Source organism: Roseibium sp. (assembly GCF_965276855.1).
Lineage (GTDB): Bacteria > Pseudomonadota > Alphaproteobacteria > Rhizobiales > Stappiaceae > Roseibium.
In genome coordinates this window covers 4,456,582-4,479,985 of sequence record NZ_OZ255700.1, presented here as the reverse complement: position 1 = coordinate 4,479,985, position 23,404 = coordinate 4,456,582, and the positions used below count along the sequence as shown (strand labels likewise).

The 23,404-nt window shown below is 56.4% G+C and carries 24 protein-coding genes; 15 read left to right on the top strand and 9 right to left on the bottom strand.

Annotated elements, in window-relative coordinates; all coding sequences use genetic code 11:
- Positions 1 to 119 precede the first annotated feature (119 nt).
- On the top strand, positions 120 to 440 hold the full coding sequence (locus tag ACQY4Z_RS20590; protein ID WP_133946701.1) for a hypothetical protein: 321 nt from the start codon (positions 120 to 122) through the stop codon (positions 438 to 440).
- A 48-nt stretch (positions 441 to 488) separates the two neighbouring features.
- Here the strand turns inward: ACQY4Z_RS20590 and scpA are convergent, their stop codons facing one another.
- Both scpA and ACQY4Z_RS20580 read right to left on the bottom strand, forming a co-directional pair.
- Positions 489 to 2,654 (bottom strand): methylmalonyl-CoA mutase, encoded by a 2,166-nt coding sequence (gene scpA, locus ACQY4Z_RS20585; protein ID WP_428524410.1) that lies wholly within the window; start codon positions 2,652 to 2,654, stop codon positions 489 to 491.
- Positions 2,651 to 4,486, bottom strand: coding sequence for a methylmalonyl-CoA mutase family protein (locus tag ACQY4Z_RS20580; RefSeq protein WP_428524408.1), 1,836 nt, complete (start codon positions 4,484 to 4,486; stop codon positions 2,651 to 2,653). The genes scpA and ACQY4Z_RS20580 overlap by 4 nt, the downstream gene beginning before the upstream one ends.
- Before the next feature lie 536 nt (positions 4,487 to 5,022).
- Between ACQY4Z_RS20580 and ACQY4Z_RS20575 the strand changes: the two genes are divergently transcribed.
- Positions 5,023 to 5,724 carry a LuxR C-terminal-related transcriptional regulator gene (locus tag ACQY4Z_RS20575; RefSeq protein ID WP_428524406.1) on the top strand — a complete coding sequence of 234 codons (702 nt, stop codon included), beginning with the start codon at positions 5,023 to 5,025 and terminating at the stop codon, positions 5,722 to 5,724.
- A 134-nt stretch (positions 5,725 to 5,858) separates the two neighbouring features.
- On the opposite strand, the gene ACQY4Z_RS20570 is transcribed toward ACQY4Z_RS20575, so the two are convergent.
- Positions 5,859 to 6,833, bottom strand: coding sequence for an NAD-dependent epimerase/dehydratase family protein (locus tag ACQY4Z_RS20570; RefSeq protein WP_428524404.1), 975 nt, complete (start codon positions 6,831 to 6,833; stop codon positions 5,859 to 5,861).
- Between the two features lie 268 nt (positions 6,834 to 7,101).
- On the opposite strand from ACQY4Z_RS20570, the gene ACQY4Z_RS20565 reads away from it, so the two are divergent.
- Positions 7,102 to 7,656 carry an RBBP9/YdeN family alpha/beta hydrolase gene (locus ACQY4Z_RS20565; RefSeq protein ID WP_428524402.1) on the top strand — a complete coding sequence of 185 codons (555 nt, stop codon included), beginning with the start codon at positions 7,102 to 7,104 and terminating at the stop codon, positions 7,654 to 7,656.
- Positions 7,657 to 7,718: 62 nt separating this feature from the next.
- Here the strand turns inward: ACQY4Z_RS20565 and ACQY4Z_RS20560 are convergent, their stop codons facing one another.
- Complete coding sequence (locus tag ACQY4Z_RS20560; RefSeq protein WP_428524400.1) at positions 7,719 to 8,519, bottom strand: HpcH/HpaI aldolase family protein; 801 nt, start codon at positions 8,517 to 8,519, stop codon at positions 7,719 to 7,721.
- 124 nt (positions 8,520 to 8,643) lie between these two features.
- Between ACQY4Z_RS20560 and ACQY4Z_RS20555 the strand changes: the two genes are divergently transcribed.
- On the top strand, positions 8,644 to 8,970 hold the full coding sequence (locus tag ACQY4Z_RS20555) for a hypothetical protein (RefSeq protein ID WP_428524398.1): 327 nt from the start codon (positions 8,644 to 8,646) through the stop codon (positions 8,968 to 8,970).
- 96 nt (positions 8,971 to 9,066) lie between these two features.
- On the opposite strand, the gene ACQY4Z_RS20550 is transcribed toward ACQY4Z_RS20555, so the two are convergent.
- A complete protein-coding gene (locus tag ACQY4Z_RS20550) occupies positions 9,067 to 9,390 on the bottom strand; it encodes a DUF1476 domain-containing protein (RefSeq protein ID WP_428524396.1) in 324 nt (107 codons plus the stop codon).
- 308 nt (positions 9,391 to 9,698) lie between these two features.
- On the opposite strand from ACQY4Z_RS20550, the gene purC reads away from it, so the two are divergent.
- From purC to ACQY4Z_RS20525, 5 genes are all read left to right on the top strand, one after another.
- On the top strand, positions 9,699 to 10,463 hold the full coding sequence (gene purC, locus ACQY4Z_RS20545) for a phosphoribosylaminoimidazolesuccinocarboxamide synthase (RefSeq protein ID WP_133946693.1): 765 nt from the start codon (positions 9,699 to 9,701) through the stop codon (positions 10,461 to 10,463).
- A gap of 133 nt (positions 10,464 to 10,596) precedes the next feature.
- The gene (purS, locus tag ACQY4Z_RS20540; protein WP_040452276.1) at positions 10,597 to 10,839 is read left to right on the top strand and encodes a phosphoribosylformylglycinamidine synthase subunit PurS; all 243 of its coding nucleotides are present in this window, start codon (positions 10,597 to 10,599) and stop codon (positions 10,837 to 10,839) included.
- 14 nt (positions 10,840 to 10,853) lie between these two features.
- Complete coding sequence (locus ACQY4Z_RS20535) at positions 10,854 to 10,961, top strand: phosphoribosylformylglycinamidine synthase-associated small membrane protein (protein WP_428524394.1); 108 nt, start codon at positions 10,854 to 10,856, stop codon at positions 10,959 to 10,961.
- Positions 10,962 to 10,979: 18 nt separating this feature from the next.
- Positions 10,980 to 11,648, top strand: coding sequence for a phosphoribosylformylglycinamidine synthase subunit PurQ (gene purQ, locus ACQY4Z_RS20530; RefSeq protein ID WP_428524392.1), 669 nt, complete (start codon positions 10,980 to 10,982; stop codon positions 11,646 to 11,648).
- A 40-nt stretch (positions 11,649 to 11,688) separates the two neighbouring features.
- The gene (locus tag ACQY4Z_RS20525; protein WP_428524390.1) at positions 11,689 to 11,949 is read left to right on the top strand and encodes a DUF2164 domain-containing protein; all 261 of its coding nucleotides are present in this window, start codon (positions 11,689 to 11,691) and stop codon (positions 11,947 to 11,949) included.
- A 45-nt stretch (positions 11,950 to 11,994) separates the two neighbouring features.
- On the opposite strand, the gene ACQY4Z_RS20520 is transcribed toward ACQY4Z_RS20525, so the two are convergent.
- From ACQY4Z_RS20520 to ACQY4Z_RS20510, 3 genes are all read right to left on the bottom strand, one after another.
- Positions 11,995 to 14,391, bottom strand: coding sequence for a methyl-accepting chemotaxis protein (locus tag ACQY4Z_RS20520; RefSeq protein ID WP_428524388.1), 2,397 nt, complete (start codon positions 14,389 to 14,391; stop codon positions 11,995 to 11,997).
- A 55-nt stretch (positions 14,392 to 14,446) separates the two neighbouring features.
- A complete protein-coding gene (locus ACQY4Z_RS20515; protein WP_428524386.1) occupies positions 14,447 to 15,022 on the bottom strand; it encodes a hypothetical protein in 576 nt (191 codons plus the stop codon).
- 130 nt (positions 15,023 to 15,152) lie between these two features.
- Positions 15,153 to 15,953, bottom strand: coding sequence for an AraC family transcriptional regulator (locus tag ACQY4Z_RS20510; protein ID WP_428524384.1), 801 nt, complete (start codon positions 15,951 to 15,953; stop codon positions 15,153 to 15,155).
- A 97-nt stretch (positions 15,954 to 16,050) separates the two neighbouring features.
- Between ACQY4Z_RS20510 and ACQY4Z_RS20505 the strand changes: the two genes are divergently transcribed.
- A complete protein-coding gene (locus ACQY4Z_RS20505; RefSeq protein WP_428524382.1) occupies positions 16,051 to 16,587 on the top strand; it encodes a peroxiredoxin-like family protein in 537 nt (178 codons plus the stop codon).
- A gap of 171 nt (positions 16,588 to 16,758) precedes the next feature.
- On the opposite strand, the gene ACQY4Z_RS20500 is transcribed toward ACQY4Z_RS20505, so the two are convergent.
- Complete coding sequence (locus tag ACQY4Z_RS20500; protein ID WP_428524380.1) at positions 16,759 to 16,986, bottom strand: DUF1127 domain-containing protein; 228 nt, start codon at positions 16,984 to 16,986, stop codon at positions 16,759 to 16,761.
- A 103-nt stretch (positions 16,987 to 17,089) separates the two neighbouring features.
- Between ACQY4Z_RS20500 and ACQY4Z_RS20495 the strand changes: the two genes are divergently transcribed.
- The 5 genes from ACQY4Z_RS20495 to ACQY4Z_RS20475 all read left to right on the top strand — a co-directional run bounded on the left by ACQY4Z_RS20495 (position 17,090) and on the right by ACQY4Z_RS20475 (position 23,362).
- The gene (locus ACQY4Z_RS20495; RefSeq protein WP_428524378.1) at positions 17,090 to 18,610 is read left to right on the top strand and encodes a PLP-dependent aminotransferase family protein; all 1,521 of its coding nucleotides are present in this window, start codon (positions 17,090 to 17,092) and stop codon (positions 18,608 to 18,610) included.
- 163 nt (positions 18,611 to 18,773) lie between these two features.
- A complete protein-coding gene (gene purL / locus ACQY4Z_RS20490) occupies positions 18,774 to 20,972 on the top strand; it encodes a phosphoribosylformylglycinamidine synthase subunit PurL (RefSeq protein WP_428524376.1) in 2,199 nt (732 codons plus the stop codon).
- 44 nt (positions 20,973 to 21,016) lie between these two features.
- Positions 21,017 to 21,250 carry a BolA family protein gene (locus tag ACQY4Z_RS20485; RefSeq protein WP_133946685.1) on the top strand — a complete coding sequence of 78 codons (234 nt, stop codon included), beginning with the start codon at positions 21,017 to 21,019 and terminating at the stop codon, positions 21,248 to 21,250.
- 115 nt (positions 21,251 to 21,365) lie between these two features.
- On the top strand, positions 21,366 to 21,698 hold the full coding sequence (gene grxD, locus ACQY4Z_RS20480; RefSeq protein WP_133946684.1) for a Grx4 family monothiol glutaredoxin: 333 nt from the start codon (positions 21,366 to 21,368) through the stop codon (positions 21,696 to 21,698).
- A 230-nt stretch (positions 21,699 to 21,928) separates the two neighbouring features.
- Positions 21,929 to 23,362, top strand: coding sequence for a glyceraldehyde-3-phosphate dehydrogenase (locus ACQY4Z_RS20475; protein WP_428524373.1), 1,434 nt, complete (start codon positions 21,929 to 21,931; stop codon positions 23,360 to 23,362).
- The last annotated feature ends 42 nt before the right edge of the window (positions 23,363 to 23,404 follow it).

Genomic DNA, 23,404 nt, shown 5'->3' with positions numbered 1-23,404 from the left:
GTCAAAATTTCATCAAATACGTATGAAATTGTACAAATTACTGTAATTTCATCGCAAATTTTGACAAATAAAACGCTCCAGGATTATTGCGCATCATATCCTTTTGGAGCCCATTTCTTATGTATGCACCGTCAGTTACAGACAACACTGGAATACGGCTGGCACCGGCCTCCCGAACACGCTTGAGGCACGGAAAACTCCTCACAGTCGACAAGACCGATATTTGTGATTGCACACTCTACGACCTTCAAAACGGCGGGACAGGTGTTGTCATTCCAGACGCCGAAGCTGATCTGCCCGACACGCTTTATGTCGCTGATACCAAGCTTGCGACCGTGAACTTGGCGAAGGTGCGCTGGCGTGTGGGTTCCAACTTGGGGGTTTTGTATTTGGAAAAGCCCGTTCAGCTCAGCTTGAAGCAGTCAGCCAAAACAAAATAACCGGCTGCGTTTCCCGCAGCCGGTTCGAATTTTGATTGCCAATTACGTTTATTCGGCAGCCTGGGCCGGCGCGTAACCAAGCTGAACATTCAGCTTTTCAATCAACCCAACAGCTGCTTCCGCAATGACAGTCCCCGGCGGAAAGATGGCTGCGGCTCCGGATTTGTAGAGCTCATCGTAGTCTTGCGGCGGAACCACACCGCCCACGACGATCATGATGTCCTCCCGGCCCTCATCGGCCAACGCCTTCTTCAGTGCTGGGACCAGCGTCAAATGACCTGCGGCAAGGGACGACACGCCAACCACATGGACATCGTTCTCAACCGCCTGCCGGGCCGCCTCTTCCGGGGTTTGGAACAACGGGCCGATATCGACATCAAAACCGAGATCGGCAAAGGCCGAGGCAATCACCTTCTGGCCGCGGTCGTGACCATCCTGGCCCATCTTGGCAACCAGAATCCGCGGACGCCGACCATCGTTGTCCTCAAATGTTTCAACGAGGCTTTGTACCTTTTCCATGGTGCCGGACATTGCGCCAGCCTCCCGCTTGTACACTCCTGAAATCGATTTGATCTCCGCTTTATGACGGTCGAAGACCTTCTCCATCGCGAACGAGATTTCTCCGACGGTCGCCATCGCCCGCGCAGCCTTGACGGACAGATCCAGAAGATTGCCATCGCCGGTCTTTGCACATTCTGTCAAAACATCGAGCGCGGCCTGCGTCTCCGCCTCGTTGCGCTCTGCGCGCAGCCGTTTCAGCTTGTCAATTTGGGCCGCCCGTACGGTCGCATTGTCGACTTTAAGAACGTCGATGGCCTGTTCACTCTCCGGCTTGAACTTGTTGACGCCAACGACCGTTTGCGCACCGCTGTCGATCCGCGCCTGGGTCTTGGCCGCCGCTTCTTCGATCCGAAGCTTGGGAATACCCTTTTCAATGGCTTTTGCCATGCCGCCCAGTTCTTCGACTTCGCGGATATGCGCCATCGCCTTTTCGGCCAAATCGGCGGTCAATTTCTCGACATAGTATGATCCGCCCCAAGGATCGATGACCTTGGTGGTGCCGCTCTCCTGCTGCAGGAAAAGCTGGGTGTTCCGGGCGATCCGCGCCGAAAAGTCTGTCGGCAGCGCCAGCGCCTCGTCCAGCGCATTGGTGTGCAGCGACTGGGTGTGCCCCTGCGTCGCTGCCATTGCTTCCACACACGTACGGATGACATTGTTGAAGACATCCTGCGCCGTCAGCGACCAGCCGGACGTCTGAGAGTGGGTGCGCAGAGATAGGGATTTCGGGTTCTTCGGCTGGAAGTTTTCTTCCATCAAGGTCGCCCAGATCAGGCGCGCAGCGCGCAGCTTTGCAACTTCCATGAAGAAGTTCATGCCAATCGCCCAGAAGAACGACAGGCGCGGCGCAAACTGGTCAATGTCCATGCCAGCCGCGACACCGGCGCGGGCATACTCGATGCCGTCCGCGATCGTGTAAGCAAGCTCCAGATCCGCCGTCGCACCCGCTTCCTGCATGTGATAGCCGGAAATGGAAATCGAGTTGAACCGCGGCATGTTCTGTGAGGTGTAGGCGAAGATATCGGAGATGATCTTCATCGACGACTTCGGCGGATAGATATAGGTGTTGCGGACCATGAACTCCTTCAGAATGTCGTTCTGAATGGTGCCGGAGAGATCCTTTTGATCAACGCCCTGCTCTTCCGCAGCCACGATATAGAGCGCCAAAACCGGTAGGACGGCTCCGTTCATGGTCATGGACACACTCATCTTGTCCAGCGGAATGCCGGAAAAGAGCGTGCGCATGTCATAGATCGAATCGATCGCAACACCGGCCATGCCAACATCACCCGAGACACGCGGATGATCGCTGTCATAGCCCCGGTGCGTGGCAAGATCGAAAGCAACCGAGAGACCTTTCTGACCAGCGGCAAGGTTCCGCCGGTAAAACGCATTTGAATCTTCGGCCGTCGAGAACCCAGCATATTGGCGCACGGTCCAAGGCTGCTGGACATACATCGTGGGATACGGCCCCCGCATGAACGGCGGAAGACCCGGCCAGGTGCCGATATGTTTCAGGTCGGCAATGTCACCGGCACTGTATGCAGCAGCAACATCGATGCCCTCAGGGGTGGTCCAGGCCGCCTCTTCGCCCGAATGGGCCGCGCCAAGCGCGTCCTGAAACGGAACCTTGGAATAATCCGGAACCCGGCTCATGCTTGGCCCTCCAGTTCTTGTTCTGCTGAAGCGCTTGGGAGCCCCAAGAGGCCGTGCGCATCGCGAAGCAGTTCCAATATATCACAACCGGCAAAAACGAAGGTTCCGACACCGGCAGAACGATACGCGGCTTCCTTGTCGCCCGGCTTTCCTGCAAGGTAGATGTGTTTGGCCCCGCCATCGGAAAGGGCTTTCGCGGCAGCTTCGGCCTCATTTTCGTAAACAGTGTCTGACGACACGATACATGCCAGCGCTGCGCCGCTTTCCTTGAACGCGGCCGCCATTTCGTCAATCGATCCATAGACAGCCGCTTCACTTGCCTTCAAACCGCCGGCTGCGAATGCACTGGCCAGCCACGTGGCGCGAGCCGTGAACTGCGCGAGCGGGCCAAGGGTCGCCAGGAAGATGCCTGGTGCCTGTCCCGTTGCCTGTTCATGTGCATCCGCGGCAGCCCGGAGCGCCTCAAAAGGTTCGGCATAGCGCCAACTATCATCATTGTTCGCAGCTGCAAGCACATCAACGGGCTTTTCGCCAAGATTTGGGAACTCACTGACGCCGGTGATCGGGCGCTTGCGCCGGGCGATATCCTTTTCGATTTTGGCTTTGGTTTCGGCGATCTTTGTGTCAACCAATCCGCTCTGGCGCGCAGCGAGCAATCCGCCTGCCGACTCGATTTCTTGAAAGAATGCCCATGCGGCCGCGCAGAGTTGATCCGTCCGCGCCTCAATCGCTCCGGACCCCGCAGACGGATCCATGACCTTCGCCAGGCTGCTTTCTTCCAAAAGCATCGACTGGGTGTTGCGCGCGAGCCGGCGGGCGAACGCATCTGGCAAACCGATTGCTTCTGTGTGTGGCAATACACAAACACTGTCAGCTCCACCGACACCGGCTGCAAAAGACGCTACCGTGTTGCGGAGGAGGTTCACCCAAGGATCGCGCTGGGTCAGCATTCGCCGGGAGGTGACCATATGCAGATCGGCAGTATCTTGCTTCACGCCGGCGCCTGCCAAAACGGATGCCCAAAGCTTCCGGATCGCCCGGGCCTTGGAAATAGCACCGAACTGATCGGCATCGGCTACCAGTGTGATCGAAATCCGCTCCGCCCAGCCTTCCGGCTCCACTCCGGCTTTTTCCAGCGTACGCAAATGCGCAACAGAAGAGGCAAGCACGAGTGCCAACTCTTGCGCATCGCTGGCGCCGGAATTGTGCCAGACCTGCCCGTCCGCTGTCAGCAGGCGCACCGGGCTGCCACATGCAACACTCTCTTCCACAAGCGATTGCAGAATTGCGATGTCGGCTGCGCTGCCCTCTTTGGCCGAATTCGAGTCGTAAGCGGCAGTGAGGCGAACGAATGTTGGATCAATGTGCGAGGCTTTCAGGTAGCCAAGAAACTCTTGGATGAGCCCGAGGGTATGGCTGCCTCCGTCGATACGGGTTTCAATAAGGTCTGGAAGAACATCAGCATAAAGGCGCGCGAAATCGTCAGCGGTCCTGATTTGAACGCCACGCCCCGCTCCTGAGCCGTTTGCATCTACGACAAGATCAACACCACTTGCACCGCCGTCCAAATCTTCCAGTATCTGAGCGTTGGCTGCTGCTATTTCCGGCAAATCAATCCGTTGTGTTATGGTCCATGAGCCAGCTTGCCCTCGAAGAGCGCGGGCCGGGAGATCCGTGCGGTTTTGATAGAGTGGCTCAATCGGCAACCCGTCGTCGGTATAAGATGTCAACCGATCCCGAGCAGCTCCTTTCAGAGCCTTGTCAACCGCAGACCACCAAGCGTCTTCATTAGAAGTGTAGAAATGATCTGGCACAGAAAAACGAATTGGCATGGATACAGTCTCCCTTGCCGCAGGTTTTAGTCCGCAGGTTAAGTCTAAGCAACTCAGCACAAAGGGTAAGACTAGAAAGAGGAAAGCGCCTCGATCTGACAATCGGCAATCCCGACAGCTCCAAAATCAAACAGTGGCTCCGATTCCTTGATATAATTAATTAGGCGTTAAAAACAAATAATATTGTCATTTATTACAATATACATTTAGAGCAAAAACAACCCCTGATAAACAAATAGGCAATTTATACACCCAATACCGCTCGGGTAATGCAAACAAAATGGCACATAAAGCCAAATTGCAGGTTTTTCCATATTGGTACGATCATCAATTGTATTGTAGCGTGAACTTGTTGACGCATGGGAAGTTCTATCCACGGAAGAACAACAAACATCCCAAAAATAAAAGCGCAACATTTCGAGTTTGGCTGGGGGCTGGTCACCTGTGCCATACGCGAGTCAACCCATCAGGATCGCCAACAGCATAGCTGTGGCTTGTCCAAAAATACGGCTTTTCAGCCGTAAAGGATGTGCACAATGCTTGATCAAACCGAATTGAAAAACAAACTGAGAGCAATCTCTGAGGCCAACGCTGCTCACCACGTTCTGGATATTCTGGAATCCAACCTCCGGCGCATGGGCGCGACCCATATCCTACTCACAGGCCTGCCGATGCCCAACCGTCCGATTGACAATCTGGTGCAACGCTTCCGGTGGCCGGATCAGCGCAACGACGGAATCGAGAGCACCTCTCTGTCGGCAACTGACAGCGCCTTGATGCTCGGACTGGGTTCAAACCGGGCCCGCATCTGGACAATCACCGCCGGTGACATGGAGCATTCCGATCTCATGGCATCGGCTGGCGAAGGAAGCCAGATTGTCGTCGTGCCAGTGACCGAACTCTACCCGTTCCAGGCTTTTGTTTTTGCCAGTGGCCCGGCTCTGCAGGTCAGCAAATACGATCTGTCCAATCTTGAGGCACTGTCGGCAGCAGCTTTCTCGCGCCTCCGTGAACTTGGCGTGGTCTCGGGCCAACGCCCGGGCGCCCTGTCGACACGCGAGCGTAAGGTTCTGGAACTGACCGCCTACGGCAAAACCGCCGGCGAAATCGCGGATGTTCTGGATATCTCCCAACGAACCGTCCATGCGCATTTGCAAAATGCCAGCGTCAAGCTGAATGCCTCCAACAAGACCCACACAGTGGTTGAGGCTCTGCGTTACGGACAGATCAACGTGTAAGCAAAGCAATGATGTGCCTGCCCGAGCACATCGGCCTTATCAATTTTCAAAGCCCCGCAGGATATCCGCGGGGCTTTTTTTATGTCCTGTTTCGACGGATCCGTTGTCAGATGAACCGCAGATCACGCTTGTAGTTATGCAAAACCATCTTCAGTGAGGGATGACGCGCGCCAATCCTTCAACGCGCTATCGAGATCTGTCTCAAAGCCATACCCCGAAGCCTTAAGCTTGGCCGGGACAATGTTCGTCGATACAACCAGTTTCTGGATACGCGCCCGGTTGATCCCGTTTCTGATGCCAAGCGCGTTCAAGACCTCGAATGGCAGACTCGCGAGCTTCATCAGCGGCAAAGGAACCACACCGCGGGGTTTTGACACCCCACCGGCACGCTCGAAACTCTGGCAGATTTCCTCGATCGTATAGGGGTGCGGATAGCAGAAGTTGTAGAGCGACTGCCCTTCTTCCTGCTCCAGCATGTGGTCGAAAGACCGGATCAACTCATCGACATAGCCACACGCCTTGATGGTGTCCTTCCGGCCTGGATAAAGAAAGAACCCTTTTTTAAGGGCACCGGCAAGCCGCGTGAAATTGCCGTTTTCTCCAGCACCGAAAACAACCGCAGGCCGGGAAATCACCAATTTGCGGTCCGGCGCTTCCTGCTGCCAGCTCTGCTGGATCTGTTCGGCCAAGAGCTTGGACCATCCGTATGCTGATTTTGGTGCAGTCGGCGTCGTTTCTTCCTTGGGCGCTTCATCTGGGCCGTAAACGGCTATCGAACTTGTGAAAACGATCTTTTTGACACCAAGAGCCCGTGCGAACTCGCAGACATGCGTCGCTCCGGCCACATTCGTTTCGTAATACTCATGTGTTTCATGGCCAGGTGTTCGATGAACCGCGGCAAGATTATAAATAACATCCGGGGCCTGACACAGATCCAGACGCAGTGGCTGGCGAATATCCGCAATTATATAATCGACAGTCTCGACTGGCCGGCGCGCTGCCACCAGATCAACACTCACCAGCTCCTCAAATCTGCCGCTGTCTTTCAAGGAACGAAGCAGGTGGGATCCGATAAATCCAGCGCCGCCAATGACTACAGCACGCTCCATGCTTTTCCCTCATCCTGAATTCGACCTAGTCAGAAAGCCCCAAAGAACTGAATAAATTACTCACAAATACGAGACAGTATCGTCAAAACTGCACTTGGTAGAATTGTTACATGCCGCATTCTTGAGATTTACACGCAACAGTTAAAACAACCACGGAATACACCATTTAACTTGAACTGCGACCGGCAGGCTTTCGGCTGGACCTTATGAGAGAAATATGGTTTCACGCAGCGCTTAGAGCTTCACCCAACCCCGAAGGGGACTTGTCTTGAAGATTTCAGAAACCGACATCCTTCTCATTCCCGGCTACGGCAAAACCCTGCCGGGCCATTGGCTTTTGCGTTGGCAGGACAAGATGCCAACCGCACGCGTTGTGGCTCAAGCCGACCTACACCGCCCGAACAAAAAGGACTGGGTGGACACGCTGGTCAAAGAAGTCGAGGCCTGTCAGCGGCCAGTTGTCCTGGTTGCCCATTCGCTGGGCTGCATTCTTGTTGCGCACGCCGCGCACGCATTGAAAGACAAGGTTCAGGGGGCTTATCTGGTTGCTCCATCTGATTGGGACCGCGACGGCCTTATTGCAGAGTTTGACGGTGGTGACTTCAAACCTGTTCCGACTCATCCGCTCACCTTCCCCGGCCATCTTGTTGCGAGCCGGAACGATCCTTACTGCGATTATGAGCGGGCTCAGGATTTTGCGAACGCCTGGGGCACGACGTTCCAGGATGCCGGCGAGACTGGCCACATCAATCTGGAAAGCGGGCACGGACCCTGGCCCGAAGGCATGATGTCCTTTGCCCACTTCATGAAAAAGCTCGGCTAAACCGGTGGAACGCTTTGAGGAGCGCCCGCGCGCTTCTCATCCCTACCCGAGAACACGCGACCTCAATAGCTTGCAGCCGGTCCGGATCCTGTCACCGCATCAACCTCTTGAAGGTAGGCGCGCGCCGCCTCATCGAACATCATCATGTCTGTGCCGTGGGCCATAAGCCTGAAACCTTGGGCGATGGCCTCCTCAACTTTTGCCGCACCAATGCAGAAGATACCGGCGATCTTCCCGGCTGCTTTTGCTCGGGCTGCGATTTCGCCGCAAACCCGGGCCGTCTCCTCGCCGTTCGGATCCAGTTTTTCGCCATTTGACAGAGCCAGCGACAGATCGCTTGGTCCAACAAATACTCCGTCCAGACCCGGCACAGCCAAGATGTCATCCAGAGCATCAACCGATGTGCGCGTTTCCACCATGGCCAGTGCAAGTGTTTGATCGTTGGCAGCTTCCAAGTAGGCATCCGGCGTCTGCTGGTTGAGCATAACCACTCGGAACGGCGCCCAGCTGCGTTCTCCAACAGGCGGGTACTTGACGGCCTTCACAAAAGCTTCGGCATCTGCACGGGAATTGATCATTGGAGCGATCAGGCATTCTGCGCCCATATCAGCCAGGCGGCTGGCGGTTGCATTGTCTTCGACAGGGATTCGCGCAATCCGGTGAGCCCCACCGAGCACCAGGGCCGCAAAGCCTTCGCTGGCAGACTGGAAGTCATGCATCCCATGCTGAAGGTCCAGTGTGACCGCTTCATAGCCGCTGCGGGCAAAAAGCTCCGCAACGATAGGTGCCGCCAGCATCGACCAGCCTGTGATGACCGGCTGTCCGGCGCGTAATTTGTCGGCAAGGGAAAAATTCTGAGACATAGGCGGCTCCTTTTTGTATGCCTACCTAATCCAGTGGAATATTGATTACCAAGTCTTTTGAAGCGAATAATGCTAAAAAACTGACGACTTGGCCCCAAGTTTAAAGCTACCAAAAAGGAAAAACATGAAAGCTCTTACACTTGTTTCAGCCGCTTTGTGCTCTGCTGCAGCCACAATTTTACCGGCAAAGGCCGAAGATCTGGAATTTCTGCTGATTAATGAGTCGAATGCCGCAATTACCGGGTTTTTTGTTTCACCAGCCAGCTCAAACGACTGGCAAAACAATTTGATGTCGGGTGCCCCTCTCGGTGCCGGTTATGAAACCGACATATACATTCAAGACGGTCTGGCAACCTGCGTTTATGATATTCGCGCTGATTTCTCAGATGGCGAACAACTTGAGGATTATGGTCTCGACCTTTGCGAACTCGGTTCCTACACGTTTGAATAAGGAAGCCCGCTCGCGCGCGATATTATAGACAGAACAAAAACGCCCGCCGGATATGGCGGGCGTTTTAAAATGGTTGCATCAAAGAAAACTGGCTGATCAGCCTTCGTTTTGCAGCTGGTCCACGGCGGTTGCCATCAGTTCATCCATGGTACGGCGAACCTGGTGATCAGATTGATCGACATTGTTGGCATCAAAGTCCGCGCGGATTTTGCGGAAGACGTCCTCATCGCCCGGTTCTTCAAAGTCAGCCCGGACAACTTCCTTGGCGTATTCTTCGGCCTTGTCGCCTTCGTATCCGAGAAGTCCAGCTGCCCAGAGGCCCAGCAGCTTGTTGCGGCGGGCGGTTGCCTTGAACCGCAGCTCCTCGTCATGCGCGAATTTGTTTTCAAATCCCTGCTCGCGCTTGTCGAATGTGCTCATGCTTCTAAGTCTCCTGAACTGCGGTGCACATCCCCAATATGGGGATCATTTGGCTCTTTCAATATCCCCCACCGCTTCGCAAATCAACGTAGTAGCGACACGGATTGTCCAAAAGCATGACATTCCCCGGAAATTCGCACAAAACATAAGATTGTGCTTTCGCCCCGCTTCGGGTAAGTTCCGCGCCGCAATCGAGGATTTGCGGCCATACGGTCCCCACCTGGTCGAAGCCAAATTCCCAGTGAACGAGACGTATAGGCGCAGATATCCCTCGCAAGGTTTCTCTCAATAACGAGACGGATAAGCCCATGAACCGCCGCCGGCGCATTTATGAAGGTAAAGCGAAGATTCTCTATGAAGGTCCGGAGCCAGGAACCCTGGTTCAGCACTTCAAGGATGACGCGACTGCTTTCAACAACAAGAAACACGAGATCGTTGACGGCAAGGGCGTGCTCAACAACCGCATCTCCGAGTACATCTTCAACAACCTGAATGCCATCGGCATTCCGACGCACTTCATCCGCCGCATGAACATGCGCGAGCAGCTGATCCGCGAAGTCGAGATCATCCCGCTTGAAGTGGTTGTGCGCAATGTTGCCGCTGGATCAATTGCGAAGCGCCTGGGTCTTGAAGAAGGCACCCAGCTGCCGCGCTCCATCATCGAGTTCTACTACAAGAACGATGAACTCGATGATCCGATGGTGTCTGAAGAACACATCACGGCCTTTGGCTGGGCAACACCGCAGGAACTCGACGACATGATGGCCCTGGCCATCCGGGTCAACGACTTCCTGTCAGGCCTGTTTCTGGGTGTCGGCATCCGCCTCGTTGATTTCAAGATCGAATGTGGCCGCCTGTTTGAGGGCGATCTGATGCGCATCGTGGTCGCGGACGAGATTTCTCCGGATAGCTGCCGTCTTTGGGACATTGAGACCAACGAAAAGATGGACAAGGACCGCTTCCGCCGCGAAATGGGCGGCATGCTGGAAGCCTACCAGGAAGTCGCCAAACGTCTGGGTCTCGTGACACAGAACGAGCGCCCGGTCGGATCAGGGCCAACCCTGGTCCAATAAATCTTCAAAGACCCCTGCCCTGATCTCACTTGGCAGGGGTTTTTCTTTTGAATAGCCGTCTTTGCCTTTGCGAAGCGGTTCAGCTGGTGTATGGAGCGCGCAACACGCCTACCAGATGCTGATGGAGACAACAATCATGAAAGCTCGCGTGATCGTCACCTTGAAAAACGGTGTTCTCGATCCCCAGGGAAAAGCCATTGAAGGCGCGCTCGGCGGTCTTGGCTTCGGCGATGTCGGCTCTGTCCGCCAGGGCAAGGTGTTCGACGTGGAATTGACCGGCTCCGACAAAGATGCCGCCAAGGCCGAACTGGAGCAGATGTGCGAAAAGCTGCTCGCCAACACCGTGATTGAAAACTACGCGATCGAGATCGCATAAATCGGGGACGCGAAATGGATGAGGATGCAAAGAGAGCTGTTCTCTTTCTGGCCATAAAAGCTGCAATCTTCATCCTGCTGCCCGCATTTATTGCCCTAGTTGCTGTGTTTTACCTGCTCTGAACTTCCGGAACTTGCTCCATGAAAACCGCCGTCATCGTTTTCCCAGGCTCCAATCGCGATCGCGACATGTTCCATGCGCTGGAACTGATCACCGGCACGCGCCCTGTCGGCGTCTGGCATACGGAAAGCTCCCTGCCCGACGCTGATTTGGTCGTGGTGCCTGGAGGCTTTTCCTATGGCGATTACTTGCGCTCCGGCGCGATTGCCGCGCGGTCCCCGATCCTGAAGGACCTGGTCGCCAAAGCCGAGAGCGGCGTTTCGGTTCTTGGTGTATGCAACGGCTTTCAGATCCTGACAGAGGCAGGCCTTCTGCCGGGTGCCCTGATGCGCAATGCCGGACTGACTTTTGTCTGCAAGGAAGTCATGCTGGAAACCGTCAACAGCGCAACACGGTTCTCTTCGAAATTCGAAAAGGGCCAGGTCTGGCGGTGCCCGGTTGCCCACCATGACGGCAACTATTTCGCAGACGCTGAGACACTCAAGGCCGTCGAAGACAACGGGCAAGTGGTGTTCCGCTATGCCAACGGCACAAATCCGAACGGTTCGATCAACGACATTGCCGGCGTCACGAACACAAAAGGCAACGTGCTCGGCATGATGCCCCACCCGGAAAATCTGGTCGAGGCGCTTAACGGCGGCCTCGATGGCCGTCTTCTGTTCGAAAGCCTTTTGGAGAAGGCTGCCTGACGGGCCGATCTCTACACCTGATTGTTGGGGGCAACCAGACATGCCGGACCTGAAACTGGACAAGGACACCCGCACTCGCCTCAATCAGCAGATCAGGCAGTATCTAATCGACGAACTGGATACGGACATCGGCAACATGGAAGCCGATTTCCTGATTGACTTCCTGACATCATCCCTTGGTGCGAGCTTCTACAATCTCGGTCTGAAGGATGCTCAGGCGCTCCTCGCCCGGAGGATGGACGACATCAACGACGAGCTCTACGGCATGGAACAGCCGGATGATCCGATCCGAAGCCGTTGATATGGCTGTCTAGTTGGCACCAAGCCATCCGCTGACCGCAAAACATCAACTGGCCATGGCGAGAATGCCGCTTTCGACCCAAAGCTCAAGTCCAGCTCCCTTGTCTGAAACCCACGCTACCCGGGCTCGCATGTCCGTCATTCCGGTACGGCGGATCACAACGTCCATGTTTTCCCGAAGGCCTTCTGTAGGCTCGATTCCCAGGCCGTTAGTGGTTTCATCGCGCAAGCGAACTTGCATCTCCTTTCCGTCGGCGATCAGTTCGATGACTTCACCGTCGACTTTCTTTCGCAGGGCTGCTCGCCGGTCATCAACATCCTTTGTCATCGCCTGAAGGAAATCCTCCACCGCTTCAAACAAGTCACTGGAGATGGACTTCACTTCGCCACTTGCTTTGTTAACGGCTTCGGCCTCCCCTGCGGTGGAACTGATTACATCGGATGTCCGGTCAACGTTATGGCGCGCGCTTTGGGTTCCGGTCGCAGCTGTGGTGATGCTCTTTGTGATTTCCTCCGTTGCCTGACGCTGATCCCCCACAGACTGCGTGATGGATTCGGCCATGGACTGGACATTGGAAATGGATGAAACGATCAGCCGGATCGACTCCAGGGTCTCGTTCGTCAGGTTTTGGACACCCGAAATCTGCCCTTCGATCTCTTCTGTTGCCTTCGCCGTCTGCTCCGAGAGCTCTTTGACTTCAGCCGCGACAACGGCAAACCCGCGTCCGGCCTCTCCGGCCCGCGCTGCTTCAATTGTCGCGTTTAACGCCAGAAGGTTCGTTTGCGCTGCAATCTCCCGGATCATCCCGACCACCGCACCGATCTTGTCGGTTGCACTTGCAAGTCCTGTCACCTGACTGTCTGTTTTGGTGGCAACCGAAGTCGCTTCACCAATCACATCACTGGCACGGGTTGTCTGCTCCAGGATCTCTGTGATGGACGCGGTCAGTTCCTCGGCTGCAGATGCAACAGCCTGAACGCTGTGCGAAGACTGCTCTGTTGCAACACTGGCTTCGCTGGCGCTTTGCGCCGCTTCGCCAGCAATCTGGCTCATTTTGCTGGCGCTTGTGGTCATGGCATCGGTTTTGACCGTAACCCGCGCTACAACACCTTCAATGAGATCCCGAAACTCTTGGATGGATTTGGCGACGACACCCTGGCGCTTGCGTTCAAGTCCACGCTCTTGAACCTCGTCTTTTTCCAGTTCTCCGCGCCGCTGGACGCTTTCCCGGAAAAACTCGACCGCTCGAGTCATGTCATCAATTTCGTCCCGGCCACGATCCTTTGGCAAAACCACGTCGTTCACACCTGCTGCCAAGTCCTTCATGGCACCGGCGAGCCGGTTCACCCGCCGCGTCAGCCGCCGGGAGTAGATCAACCCGGCAACCCCAATCCCAAGGGCGATCACCGCTGCGATCAGAAGCAGGTTGTTGCGCAATGATACCAGCGGTGCCTGAACTTCGCTCGTTTCCTGCGTTAAGAGTACGGCATATGACTTTCCAAGGCTTTCGAATGGCGCAAGAGCGGCCGAGACGGTTTTGCCGTTCACATTGTCCAGTGTCATATACTTGGTAGGACCGGACATTCGGCTGGTGACCTCGGTCCGACTAAAAGTGTCGTCCAAAAGCTCGCTTTTTCCAGGGGTTCGCGCACTGTCGTTCTGGCCAAGTCCGGTTTCGTTGACCCAATAAACATTGCCTGTTTGGCCGAGACCGGCATAGGTCGACAGGGTATCGGAAAGTTTTTGGGTTGGCGTGTGAACGGCGAGAACTCCGATCGTTTTGCGACCGATTGCGACCGGCACAGCCATAACCGAAACAGGTTGGCCTGCAAATGCTGCATAAGGGGCTATATCCATCAAATGAACGGCCTCAACTTCGCCTGCCATGGCTTTTTCGAATGCCTGGGCCATGACCGACCCTGACCACTCAGACGCCCGGAGATTGGTGGCAAAATCCTGTTGTTTCTTAACGGAATAAACAACATCACCAGCTGGTGAGATCAGGAGAAGATCTCCAAAACCGTTCTCCTCGATATAGCGGCGCAGGATCGGGTGGTAACTCTTGTGCGCCCGGTCATAGGGCTTTCGGCCAGCCCTAACCAGCTCTTCCCGTTGATCAACCGGATGCGGGTTTTCCGCGATATAAACCTCCCGCAAACGGTCAGCCGATGTTTCGCCCCCCTTCTCCCAGCCAGCAACGAAATCTGCAATTGAAGCCCTGACCGTTTGCCCTTCCACCTTTGATCTGAGCGACCCGGCCGCGGCTGCGATTTGGTCTTCGAGTGCGGCCCTGTGGCTGCGGGCCAACGCTGTGAGCCTGTCTTCAGTTAATGTCGCAATCAAACGACTGCTGGACAGATAACTTGCAGTTCCAACCGCCGCAGCGCACACAAGCCCGAGGCCAACAATCATTACCGGCAAGGTCTTCGAAATTTTCATCATTGGCCTCAATGGCTACAGAAAAACCACTCTCGCTCCACACCCGGCTCAAGTCGGCCTAGAGCTTTTCGATGTTCACGCCGAATGTCATGGCACCGATTGGTTGGCCGCTTACCGGATCAGTCACGGTCACGCTGACCTGGCTTTGCAGCAGTTGGGTGGATTCGTCCTGTTCCAACTCACCGATGAGGACTTCGCCTGCACCTTGACCAAAGGTTTCCTTCCACTTCGCCTCATCACCTTGCCAGTAGTCAGAGGTCACATCACTCTGCCCAACATTCAAACCTTTCGCGTCCATCACAAAGATCTCGGTGAAAAGCCCGTCACTGCTGTCTTGAACATCCATGAGATATTCAGACAGTGCATTCCCAAGCACCTCGTCAATCATCGGTTGGTCGTTGGAATCGGCTTCCGCACGCCATGTCCGGTCGAGGTCGTCGATCTGGTTCTGCTGAAATGAACCGGTCCGATCGTTTTGAACCTTGATGGCCTCAATCACCTGATCAGATCGGGAGATTTCAGCGATCTTGCCACTGGCGAGGGAGTTGAGTTCAGCTTCAAATTGATTGGCGGCCGCTGGGCCGCCCGCGGGCCACAAGACAACTGCCGCAACGGGCAAATATTGTAACTTCATAAGTGCTACTCCAGTTTTGACATCCGGAGGTTGCGCTAAAATTGTTAAAAGAACTACAATCTATAATTGCATTAATTATGACAATGCAATTATTTCAGATGCCATTTCATACAAACGCAACGCTATAGGTTCAGGCAAGTTGCCGCGCGCGTCGGGGCGGAGACCCAAACCTTTTGGCAAAGGCCCGGGAAAAAGAAGCGGGGCTTGCAAAACCACACATATTGGCAACGGCCTTGACCTGCCGTCCGGCAGCGAGTTCATCCCGTGCAATGTCGAGCCGCCAATTCGACAAATACGTCATCGGCGTAATCCCGATCAGGCTCTTGAAGGTCACCGCAAATTGGGTCCGCGACATGCCGGCAATTTCTGCGAGCCGTTCCAGTGTCCAGTTTTCGCCCGGTGCCTCGTGAATGGCGACAAGCGCCTGCGCGACCCTCGGATCAGAAAGCCCGTTTAAAAGCCCTGAATCGATTTCATTTCCTTCCATGGCATGGCGCAGCAGTCGAATCACCACAACCTCACACAAGCGCTGGAAGACAGCCTGACCGCCACAGCGGGGCCGCATCACCTCTTCCACCAGCGGCAAAACCACAGACGACAAACTCGGATCGTCTGCAAGGTCGACGGAAAGACAAATAGGAAGCGCAGCAAATAGCCGTTTGCCGACCCCGGAGATTTCGATGTTCGTCGACACGACGATGCTTTCATCAGCCCTCGGGCGAACGAGATCTAGCGCATTCGAAACACTGTCTTCTGGCGGGCGCAACACAAGACGAAGATCTTGGCGCGGATCTTTGCAGATCATCAGCATGGCATGCTGTACATCGGGGCCGCCCACTCCGCCGTCGCTCACGTGAACCCGCAACCTGTCGATCAGGGACGACAACCGGTCCAGCCGGCCATTGAAGTTTGTGCGATAAGGCGCCTGCATATCCGTACTCTCGGCTTCTTTATTTGTACTTTTATATCGAGATCGTTCGATATTCTAGCCCAAGTCGATCCGATTTATCCAAGACAAAGGAAGCATCATGCTCATCCCCAGACAGACCGTTCCAGCACTGACCGTTGAGACACTCGGCGGCGGGTCTTTTGATCTTTCAGCGGTATCCGCTGACTTTGCAACACTGGTCGTCTTTTACCGCGGGCTGCATTGTCCGATTTGCGCCACCTATCTGAAGGAACTCGGCCGTCTTCTGCCAGATCTGAAGGAACGCGGCGTTGAGGTCATTGCCCTGTCATCCGATGATCAGGAGCGGACACAGCAAATGGCTGACAAGGTCGGATTCGACGACCTCACGTTCGGTTACGGATTGCCGCTGACGATGGCAAAGGACTGGGGGCTCTACATCTCCACGGGCCGCGGCAAGACGTCTATCGGAATCGAAGAGCCGGACCTGTTCTCAGAGCCAGGTGTCTTCTTGGTCAAGCCCGACGGCACACTCTACTTTGCATCCGTCCAAACCATGCCGTTTGTCCGGCCGCATTTTCAGGAGATGCTCGGCGCGCTGGATTTCGTCAAGAAAAACGACTACCCGGCACGTGGCGAGTACACCGGCGCAGTCTAACCCACGACACTATATGAATTGCAGGCGCCCGCGGAGGTCGGGCGCCTGCGAAATCCGGGGTCTATCGCTTCAGAAGCTGAAGGCTGCTGCTTAAGAAGGCCGGACATCGGGCCCCGGACATTTGATGACCAAGCACGGTGTTTCAAAAAATGCGCAAGGCGCATTACCAAGTCACCGGAAGTCCGGCCCCTGCCAAAACGGCTTTTCGATTTCAACCAGCACATCGGATCTCTTCAAGCCGATGTCCTTCAATTGATCATCCGTCAGGCTGGCCAATTCGCGCCGGCTTCTGGCAACGGCCATCCATTGCAAGACCAACCGCACCAGGCTCCAGCGCGGGAACGAGACTCTTGGCTGGTCTGTGCAGCTGGGTGCGAAGATTGTTTCTAATGCACTCATTTTCGATACTCAAAGAGATACAATCAACACAATCACAGTGTCTTTCACGGTGACAATCTTATGAATTGACTCCTTGACGGTGGCAATATACTAAATTGTCACCATGACAAATTGGCTTCCTCAGATCCCGGACGGGCAAGGTCCGATCTATCTGCGGCTCGCAGATCAGATCTCCGCAGATATCGCCTCCGGCGCGCTCGCAGCCGGAACCAAGCTGCCGCCGCAGCGTGATCTCGCCTATGATCTTGGCGTCACGGTCGGCACCATCGGCCGGGCCTATGCCACTATCCGTCAACGTGGTCTGGTGAATGGCGAAGTGGGGCGTGGAACATACGTTCTTGGCAGTGCAGAGCCGATCCAGCTTCAGGAATCTACAAAACCGAACCTTGACGCCCCCGCAGGCAACCCTGCCCCGTCCGCTCCAGCCGTTCACCAACGCACCGGAGACACTTCGTGGGTGCAAGGTGCGATGCAGCCGCCAAAAGACCGGGCGTTTGCGGGCACGCGCATCGCGGTTCCTCACGAATCTTCCATCCGGTTCGACAGCACATCGGCGCCGGAAATCGGACAGGCAAAGCTGATCGCGCAAATCACGTTGGACATCACGCGCGACCATCCACACGAAATTGCAAGCTACACACGTGCTGTCCCGCCGGATTGGCGCGCCGCCGGTAAGATCTGGTTGTCACGCGGCGGCTGGGAACCTGATGAAGGCAGCATTGTTCCGACAACCGGTGCTCAGGCGGCAATTATGTCGATTATTGCAGCGACCACAGCACCTGGTGACCGGATTGCCTTTGAAGATCTGACCTACAGCTCCATCGCGCGGGGGGCGGCCCTGTCTGGCCGGCGGCCGGTGTTGGTCGAGCGGGATGAAGAGGGTCCCCTGCCCGAGGATCTGGCTCGCGTCTGTGCCCAAACACACCCACGCATCCTGTTTTTGATGCCGACCATGCACAATCCGACAACGGGGTTCATGAGCGAAACGCGCCGGCACGAGCTTATCGAGGTTGCCCGCCAGCACAATCTCTGGATCATCGAGGACGAGGTCTACGGCTCTTTGCGGGACACATCGGTTCCTCCGATCGTCTCGTTGGCTCCGGAGCGAACCTTTCACGTTGGATCCCTGTCAAAATCCGTGACGGCCGGCGTGCGAGGCGGCTGGCTCTCCAGCCCTCAGTCCTACGCCCAGCGCATTTACACTGCCCACAAGATGCTGACCGGCGGCATTTCCTTTCTTCTCTCAGAGCTGTCTTCCAGACTGATCTTGTCTGGTGCAGCATCTGACTTTCGCGAGAAAGTCTGTGAAGAGATCGCGGCCCGCCACGCGCTGGTGCGGCAGCATCTCAGCCCGTTCGAATATCGCTCGTCAGCCGATTGTCCCTTCCTGTGGCTGAAGGTGCCCGAACCCTGGAACCCCGGCACATTCAAAGCAGCGGCGGCGGCGGAAAACGTTCTGGTGGATGACGAAGATGAGTTCAAACCGGGCCGCACCGGCAAGGTCTATCATTGCATCCGCATCGGCTTCAGCAATCCGCTGACCCGGGATCAGACCGTTGAGGGCCTTGTGGCTGTGCGCGACCTTTTGAACGACAATTGCGCCTGCTACGACAGCTTCGAGTGACGTTACCGCGCGCGCGGCCGAAAGCCTTCCGGACAACATGCAAATGAATCGGCTGAGGCCTCTCCCATTTTGAGGTTTTGTCTGCTAAACCGGCGCGAAACTGGCCCAGGCGCACAAAGGCATTTTGTAAAACGCTCTAAACGCCGCAGATTTCCGGACCGACATGATCCCGAACGACATCAAGATCACGCCCGAGCTCATCGCTTCCCACGGCCTCAAACCTGACGAATATGACCGCATTCTGGAACTGATTGGCCGCGAGCCGTCGTTCACGGAACTTGGCATCTTCTCGGCGATGTGGAACGAGCATTGCTCCTACAAGTCTTCCAAAAAATGGCTGAAAACCTTGCCGACGGAAGGCCCGCGCGTGCTTCAGGGTCCAGGTGAAAACGCCGGGGTTGTCGATATCGGCGACGGTCAGGCCGTTGTCTTCAAAATGGAAAGCCACAACCACCCGTCCTACATCGAGCCTTACCAGGGCGCAGCGACGGGTGTTGGTGGCATCCTGCGCGATGTCTTTACAATGGGGGCCCGTCCGGTCGCAGCCATGAATGCCCTGCGATTCGGTGAGCCGGATCATCCGCGCACCCGGCACCTCGTCTCCGGTGTTGTCTCCGGCGTGGGCGGTTATGGCAACTCCTTCGGCGTTCCAACCGTCGGCGGTGAAGTCGAGTTCCATGCCCGCTATAATGGCAACTGCCTGGTGAATGCCTTTGCCGCAGGCCTTGCCGACAGCGACAAGATCTTCCTGTCCGAAGCCAAGGGTGTCGGCCTGCCGGTCGTCTATCTTGGTGCGAAAACCGGCCGGGATGGTGTTGGCGGGGCAACCATGGCCTCGGCTGAGTTTGACGACACGATCGAGGAGAAGCGTCCGACCGTTCAGGTGGGCGATCCGTTCACGGAAAAATGCCTGCTGGAAGCCTGCCTTGAGCTGATGGAGACCGGCGCGGTCATCGCGATCCAGGACATGGGCGCGGCCGGCCTTACCTGTTCCGCCGTTGAAATGGGGGCCAAGGGCGACCTCGGCATCGAACTGAACCTCGACCAGGTGCCGGTGCGCGAAGAGCGCATGAGCGCCTACGAGATGATGCTCTCGGAAAGCCAAGAGCGCATGCTCATGGTTCTCAGCCCGGAAAAGGAAGCAGAAGCAGAAGCCATCTTCAAGAAATGGGGCCTCGACTTCGCCATCGTCGGCGTCACGACCGATACGCTGCGCTTTGTGGTCAAGCACCAAGGCGAGACCGTTGCGGACCTTCCGATTAAGAAACTCGGAGACGAAGCCCCGGAATACGACCGTCCATGGATCGAACCTCAAAAACGTCCTGTTCTGGCAGCGGAAGACATTGCCGAACCGGACGACTATGCCGAAGCGCTCACGACGCTAGTCGGTAATGCCAACGGCTCGTCCCGCCGCTGGGTCTATGAACAGTATGACACGCTGATCCAGGGCAACACCGCGGCAACACCGGGTGGCGATGCCGGTGTCATCCGCGTGGACGGCACCCGCAAGGGTCTCGCCTTCTCCGTCGATGTGACCCCGCGCTACTGCGAGGCGGATGCCTTTGAAGGCGGCAAGCAGGCGGTGGCCGAAGTCTGGCGCAACCTGACGGCGGTTGGCTCAGAGCCGCTTGCGGCCACCGACAACCTCAACTTTGGCAATCCGGAGCGCCCGGAGATCATGGGCCAGTTCGTCGGCTGCATCAAAGGCATCGGCGAAGCCTGCCGTGAACTCGACTTCCCGATCGTCTCGGGCAACGTCTCGCTCTACAACGAGACCCACGGCGAAGCGATCTTGCCGACCCCTGCAATTGGTGGTGTTGGCCTGCTGCCGGATGTGACCGTGCGGGCGGGTGCAGCCTTTGCCAACGAAGGCGACGTTATCCTCGTGATCGGCGGCCGCGGCACACATCTTGGCGCCTCGCAGTATCTCAGCGACATCCTCGGCCGTGAAGAAGGCGCACCGCCGCCGGTCGATCTGGCGGCTGAAAAACGGCGCGGCACGCTTGTGCGCCAGCTGATCGGCGCAGCGCGCCTCACCGGCGTTCATGACATTTCCTCCGGCGGCCTCGGCGTTGCTCTTGCCGAAATGTCCATGGCCAGCGGAATGGGTGCAAGCGTGGAGATCGACGGACCGGCACACGCGGCGCTCTTTGGCGAAGACCAGGGCCGCTATGTCGTCACCGTCAGCCCGGACCGGCTCGATGCGGTTCTGGAAGACATTGTCGACACCGGCATTGAGGTCGAGCGGATCGGAACTACCGGCGGAACGGATTTGACAGTTCAAGGTGTTCTCACCATATCCGTTGCAAAGCTGAAAAAAGCACACGAAAATTGGTTCCCTGACTACATGACAGCCGTTTGAGTCGGCCATGAGGGGGAAACAGGCAATGAAGGGGCGCGCTTAACATGCCAATGAACGCAAATGAGATTGAAACCCTGATCAAGGAGGCATTGCCCGACGCTCAGGTGGAGATCCGGGATTTGGCTGGCGATGGCGACCATTACGCGGCGAATGTTGTCTCCGAAGCATTCCGGGGCAAGAGCCGCGTCCAGCAGCACCAGATGGTCTATGAGGCGCTGAAGGGCAACATGGGCGGCGCCCTGCATGCCCTCGCCTTGCAAACCAAGGCACCTGATTAAACCGAATTTGCCCCGTGCATTTGACCACCTGATTGCCCATATACGTATTATCCCGCATTATCAGGCATCATAAGGTTAGCCGCCCGCTGCAGGCAGACAGACAAGGACAAGTGAAATGAGCATCCAAGAGTGGATCAAGAACGAAGTCGACACCAACGACGTAGTGCTGTTCATGAAGGGCACACCGAACTTCCCGCAGTGCGGGTTCTCAGGTCAGGTCGTTCAGATCCTCGACTATGTCGGCGCGCCGTACAAAGGCATCAACGTTCTGGAAGATGACGAGCTGCGCAACGGCATCAAGGAATTCACCAACTGGCCGACCATCCCGCAGCTTTATGTGAAGGGTGAGTTCGTCGGCGGCTGCGACATCATCCGCGAGATGTTCCAGAACCAGGAACTCCAGGGCCTGATGAGCGACAAAGGCATCCAGACAGCCCAAAGCGCCTGATCGGCAGCTTCAATCATACGGGTTTTGAAGGGGCGGTTTTCCGCCCCTTTTTCTTTGTGACCTGCCTTTTTCCGAGCGCTGGCACCCAGGCAGCATCGGCACCTCTGCATCTAATCGATTAAACAAAAAGTGGGTCTGGACATTGCGTTTGGTCTAGCGATAAACCGCACGCGCAGGCGGGAAAACCCGCCAATCATTGTGCGTTAATCACCCAAAGGGAGTTGGTCGGCATGGCGGCTATGGATAATCACTTCGATAACTGGAAGGAACAACAATCCGCCGCTGAGCAGATGATCCCGCTGGTTGGCCACCTTTACCGCGACTACGGCATCAACATCCGGATTTTCGGCCGCCGGCTCCTCAACAACTCCGCCATCGAGATCATCAAGGCGCACCGCTACGCCCTGCAGATCACCGGCCAGGAGCTGGACGTTGCCAAGAGCCTTGAGATCGTCAAGGCGATGCTGGAAATGGATCTCGCCGCCTCCCGCGTCGACCTCGGCAAGCTGTGCCACCGCTACATGACCGAAGGCGGCGATGCCAAGACCCTTGTGGAAGAGCAGCTCGCCAGCATCAACACCGGCAAGACCTCCATCCTGCAGGAACCGCAGGACGTTGTCCTTTACGGTTTCGGCCGCATTGGACGCCTGCTGGCCCGCATGATGATCGAACGCGTTGGCGCCGGCAACAAGATGCGCCTGCGTGCCATCGTCGTGCGCGGCGGCAAGGAAGGCGATCTCAAGAAACGCTCCAGCCTGCTGCGCCGCGATTCCGTTCATGGCGCCTTCAGCGGCTCGATCACAGTCGATGAAGACAAGAACGCCATCATCGCCAACGGCAACTACATTCAGGTGATCTACGCCAATTCTCCGGCGGAGGTCGACTATACCAAATACGGCATCAAGAATGCGCTGGTGGTCGACAACACCGGCATGTGGCGCGATGAAGAGGGCCTTGGCCAGCATCTGAAGTGCCCGGGCGCCGCAAAAGTGATCCTGACCGCACCAGGCAAGGGCAACATCAAGAACGTCGTTTACGGCGTCAACCAGGGCGACATCACCCCGGACGACGACATCCTGAGCGCGGCGTCCTGCACCACCAACGCGATCACGCCGGTCCTGAAGGTGATCAACGACGAGTTCGGCATCGAGAACGGCCACGTGGAAACCATCCACGCCTTCACCAACGACCAGAACCTGATCGACAACTACCACAAGGGCGACCGCCGCGGCCGTGCCGCCCCGCTCAACATGGTTCTGACCAGCACGGGCGCTGCCAGCGCGGTGGCTAAGTGTCTGCCGGAGATGAAGGGCAAACTGACCGGCAACGCGGTCCGTGTGCCGATCCCGAACGTCTCCATGGCGATCCTCAACCTCAATCTCAAACGCGAGACATCAGCTGAGGAAATGAACGACTACCTGCGCCAGGTCTCGATCCAGTCGCCGCTGCAGGACCAGATCGACTACACGGCCTCCACCGAACTGGTCTCGTCCGATCTCGTCGGCTCCATCCACGCCGGCGTCGTCGACAGCCAGGCCACCATCGTCGATGGCGATCGTCTGGTGCTTTACGTCTGGTACGACAATGAAGCCGGCTACAGCACCCAGGTCATCCGCCTGATGCAGGAAGTCGCCGGCATGAAATACCCCTCCGTCCCGGCGTGAGTTTTCCGGGACTTGGGCTGAGTATTTTTTGAGATGAGTGTG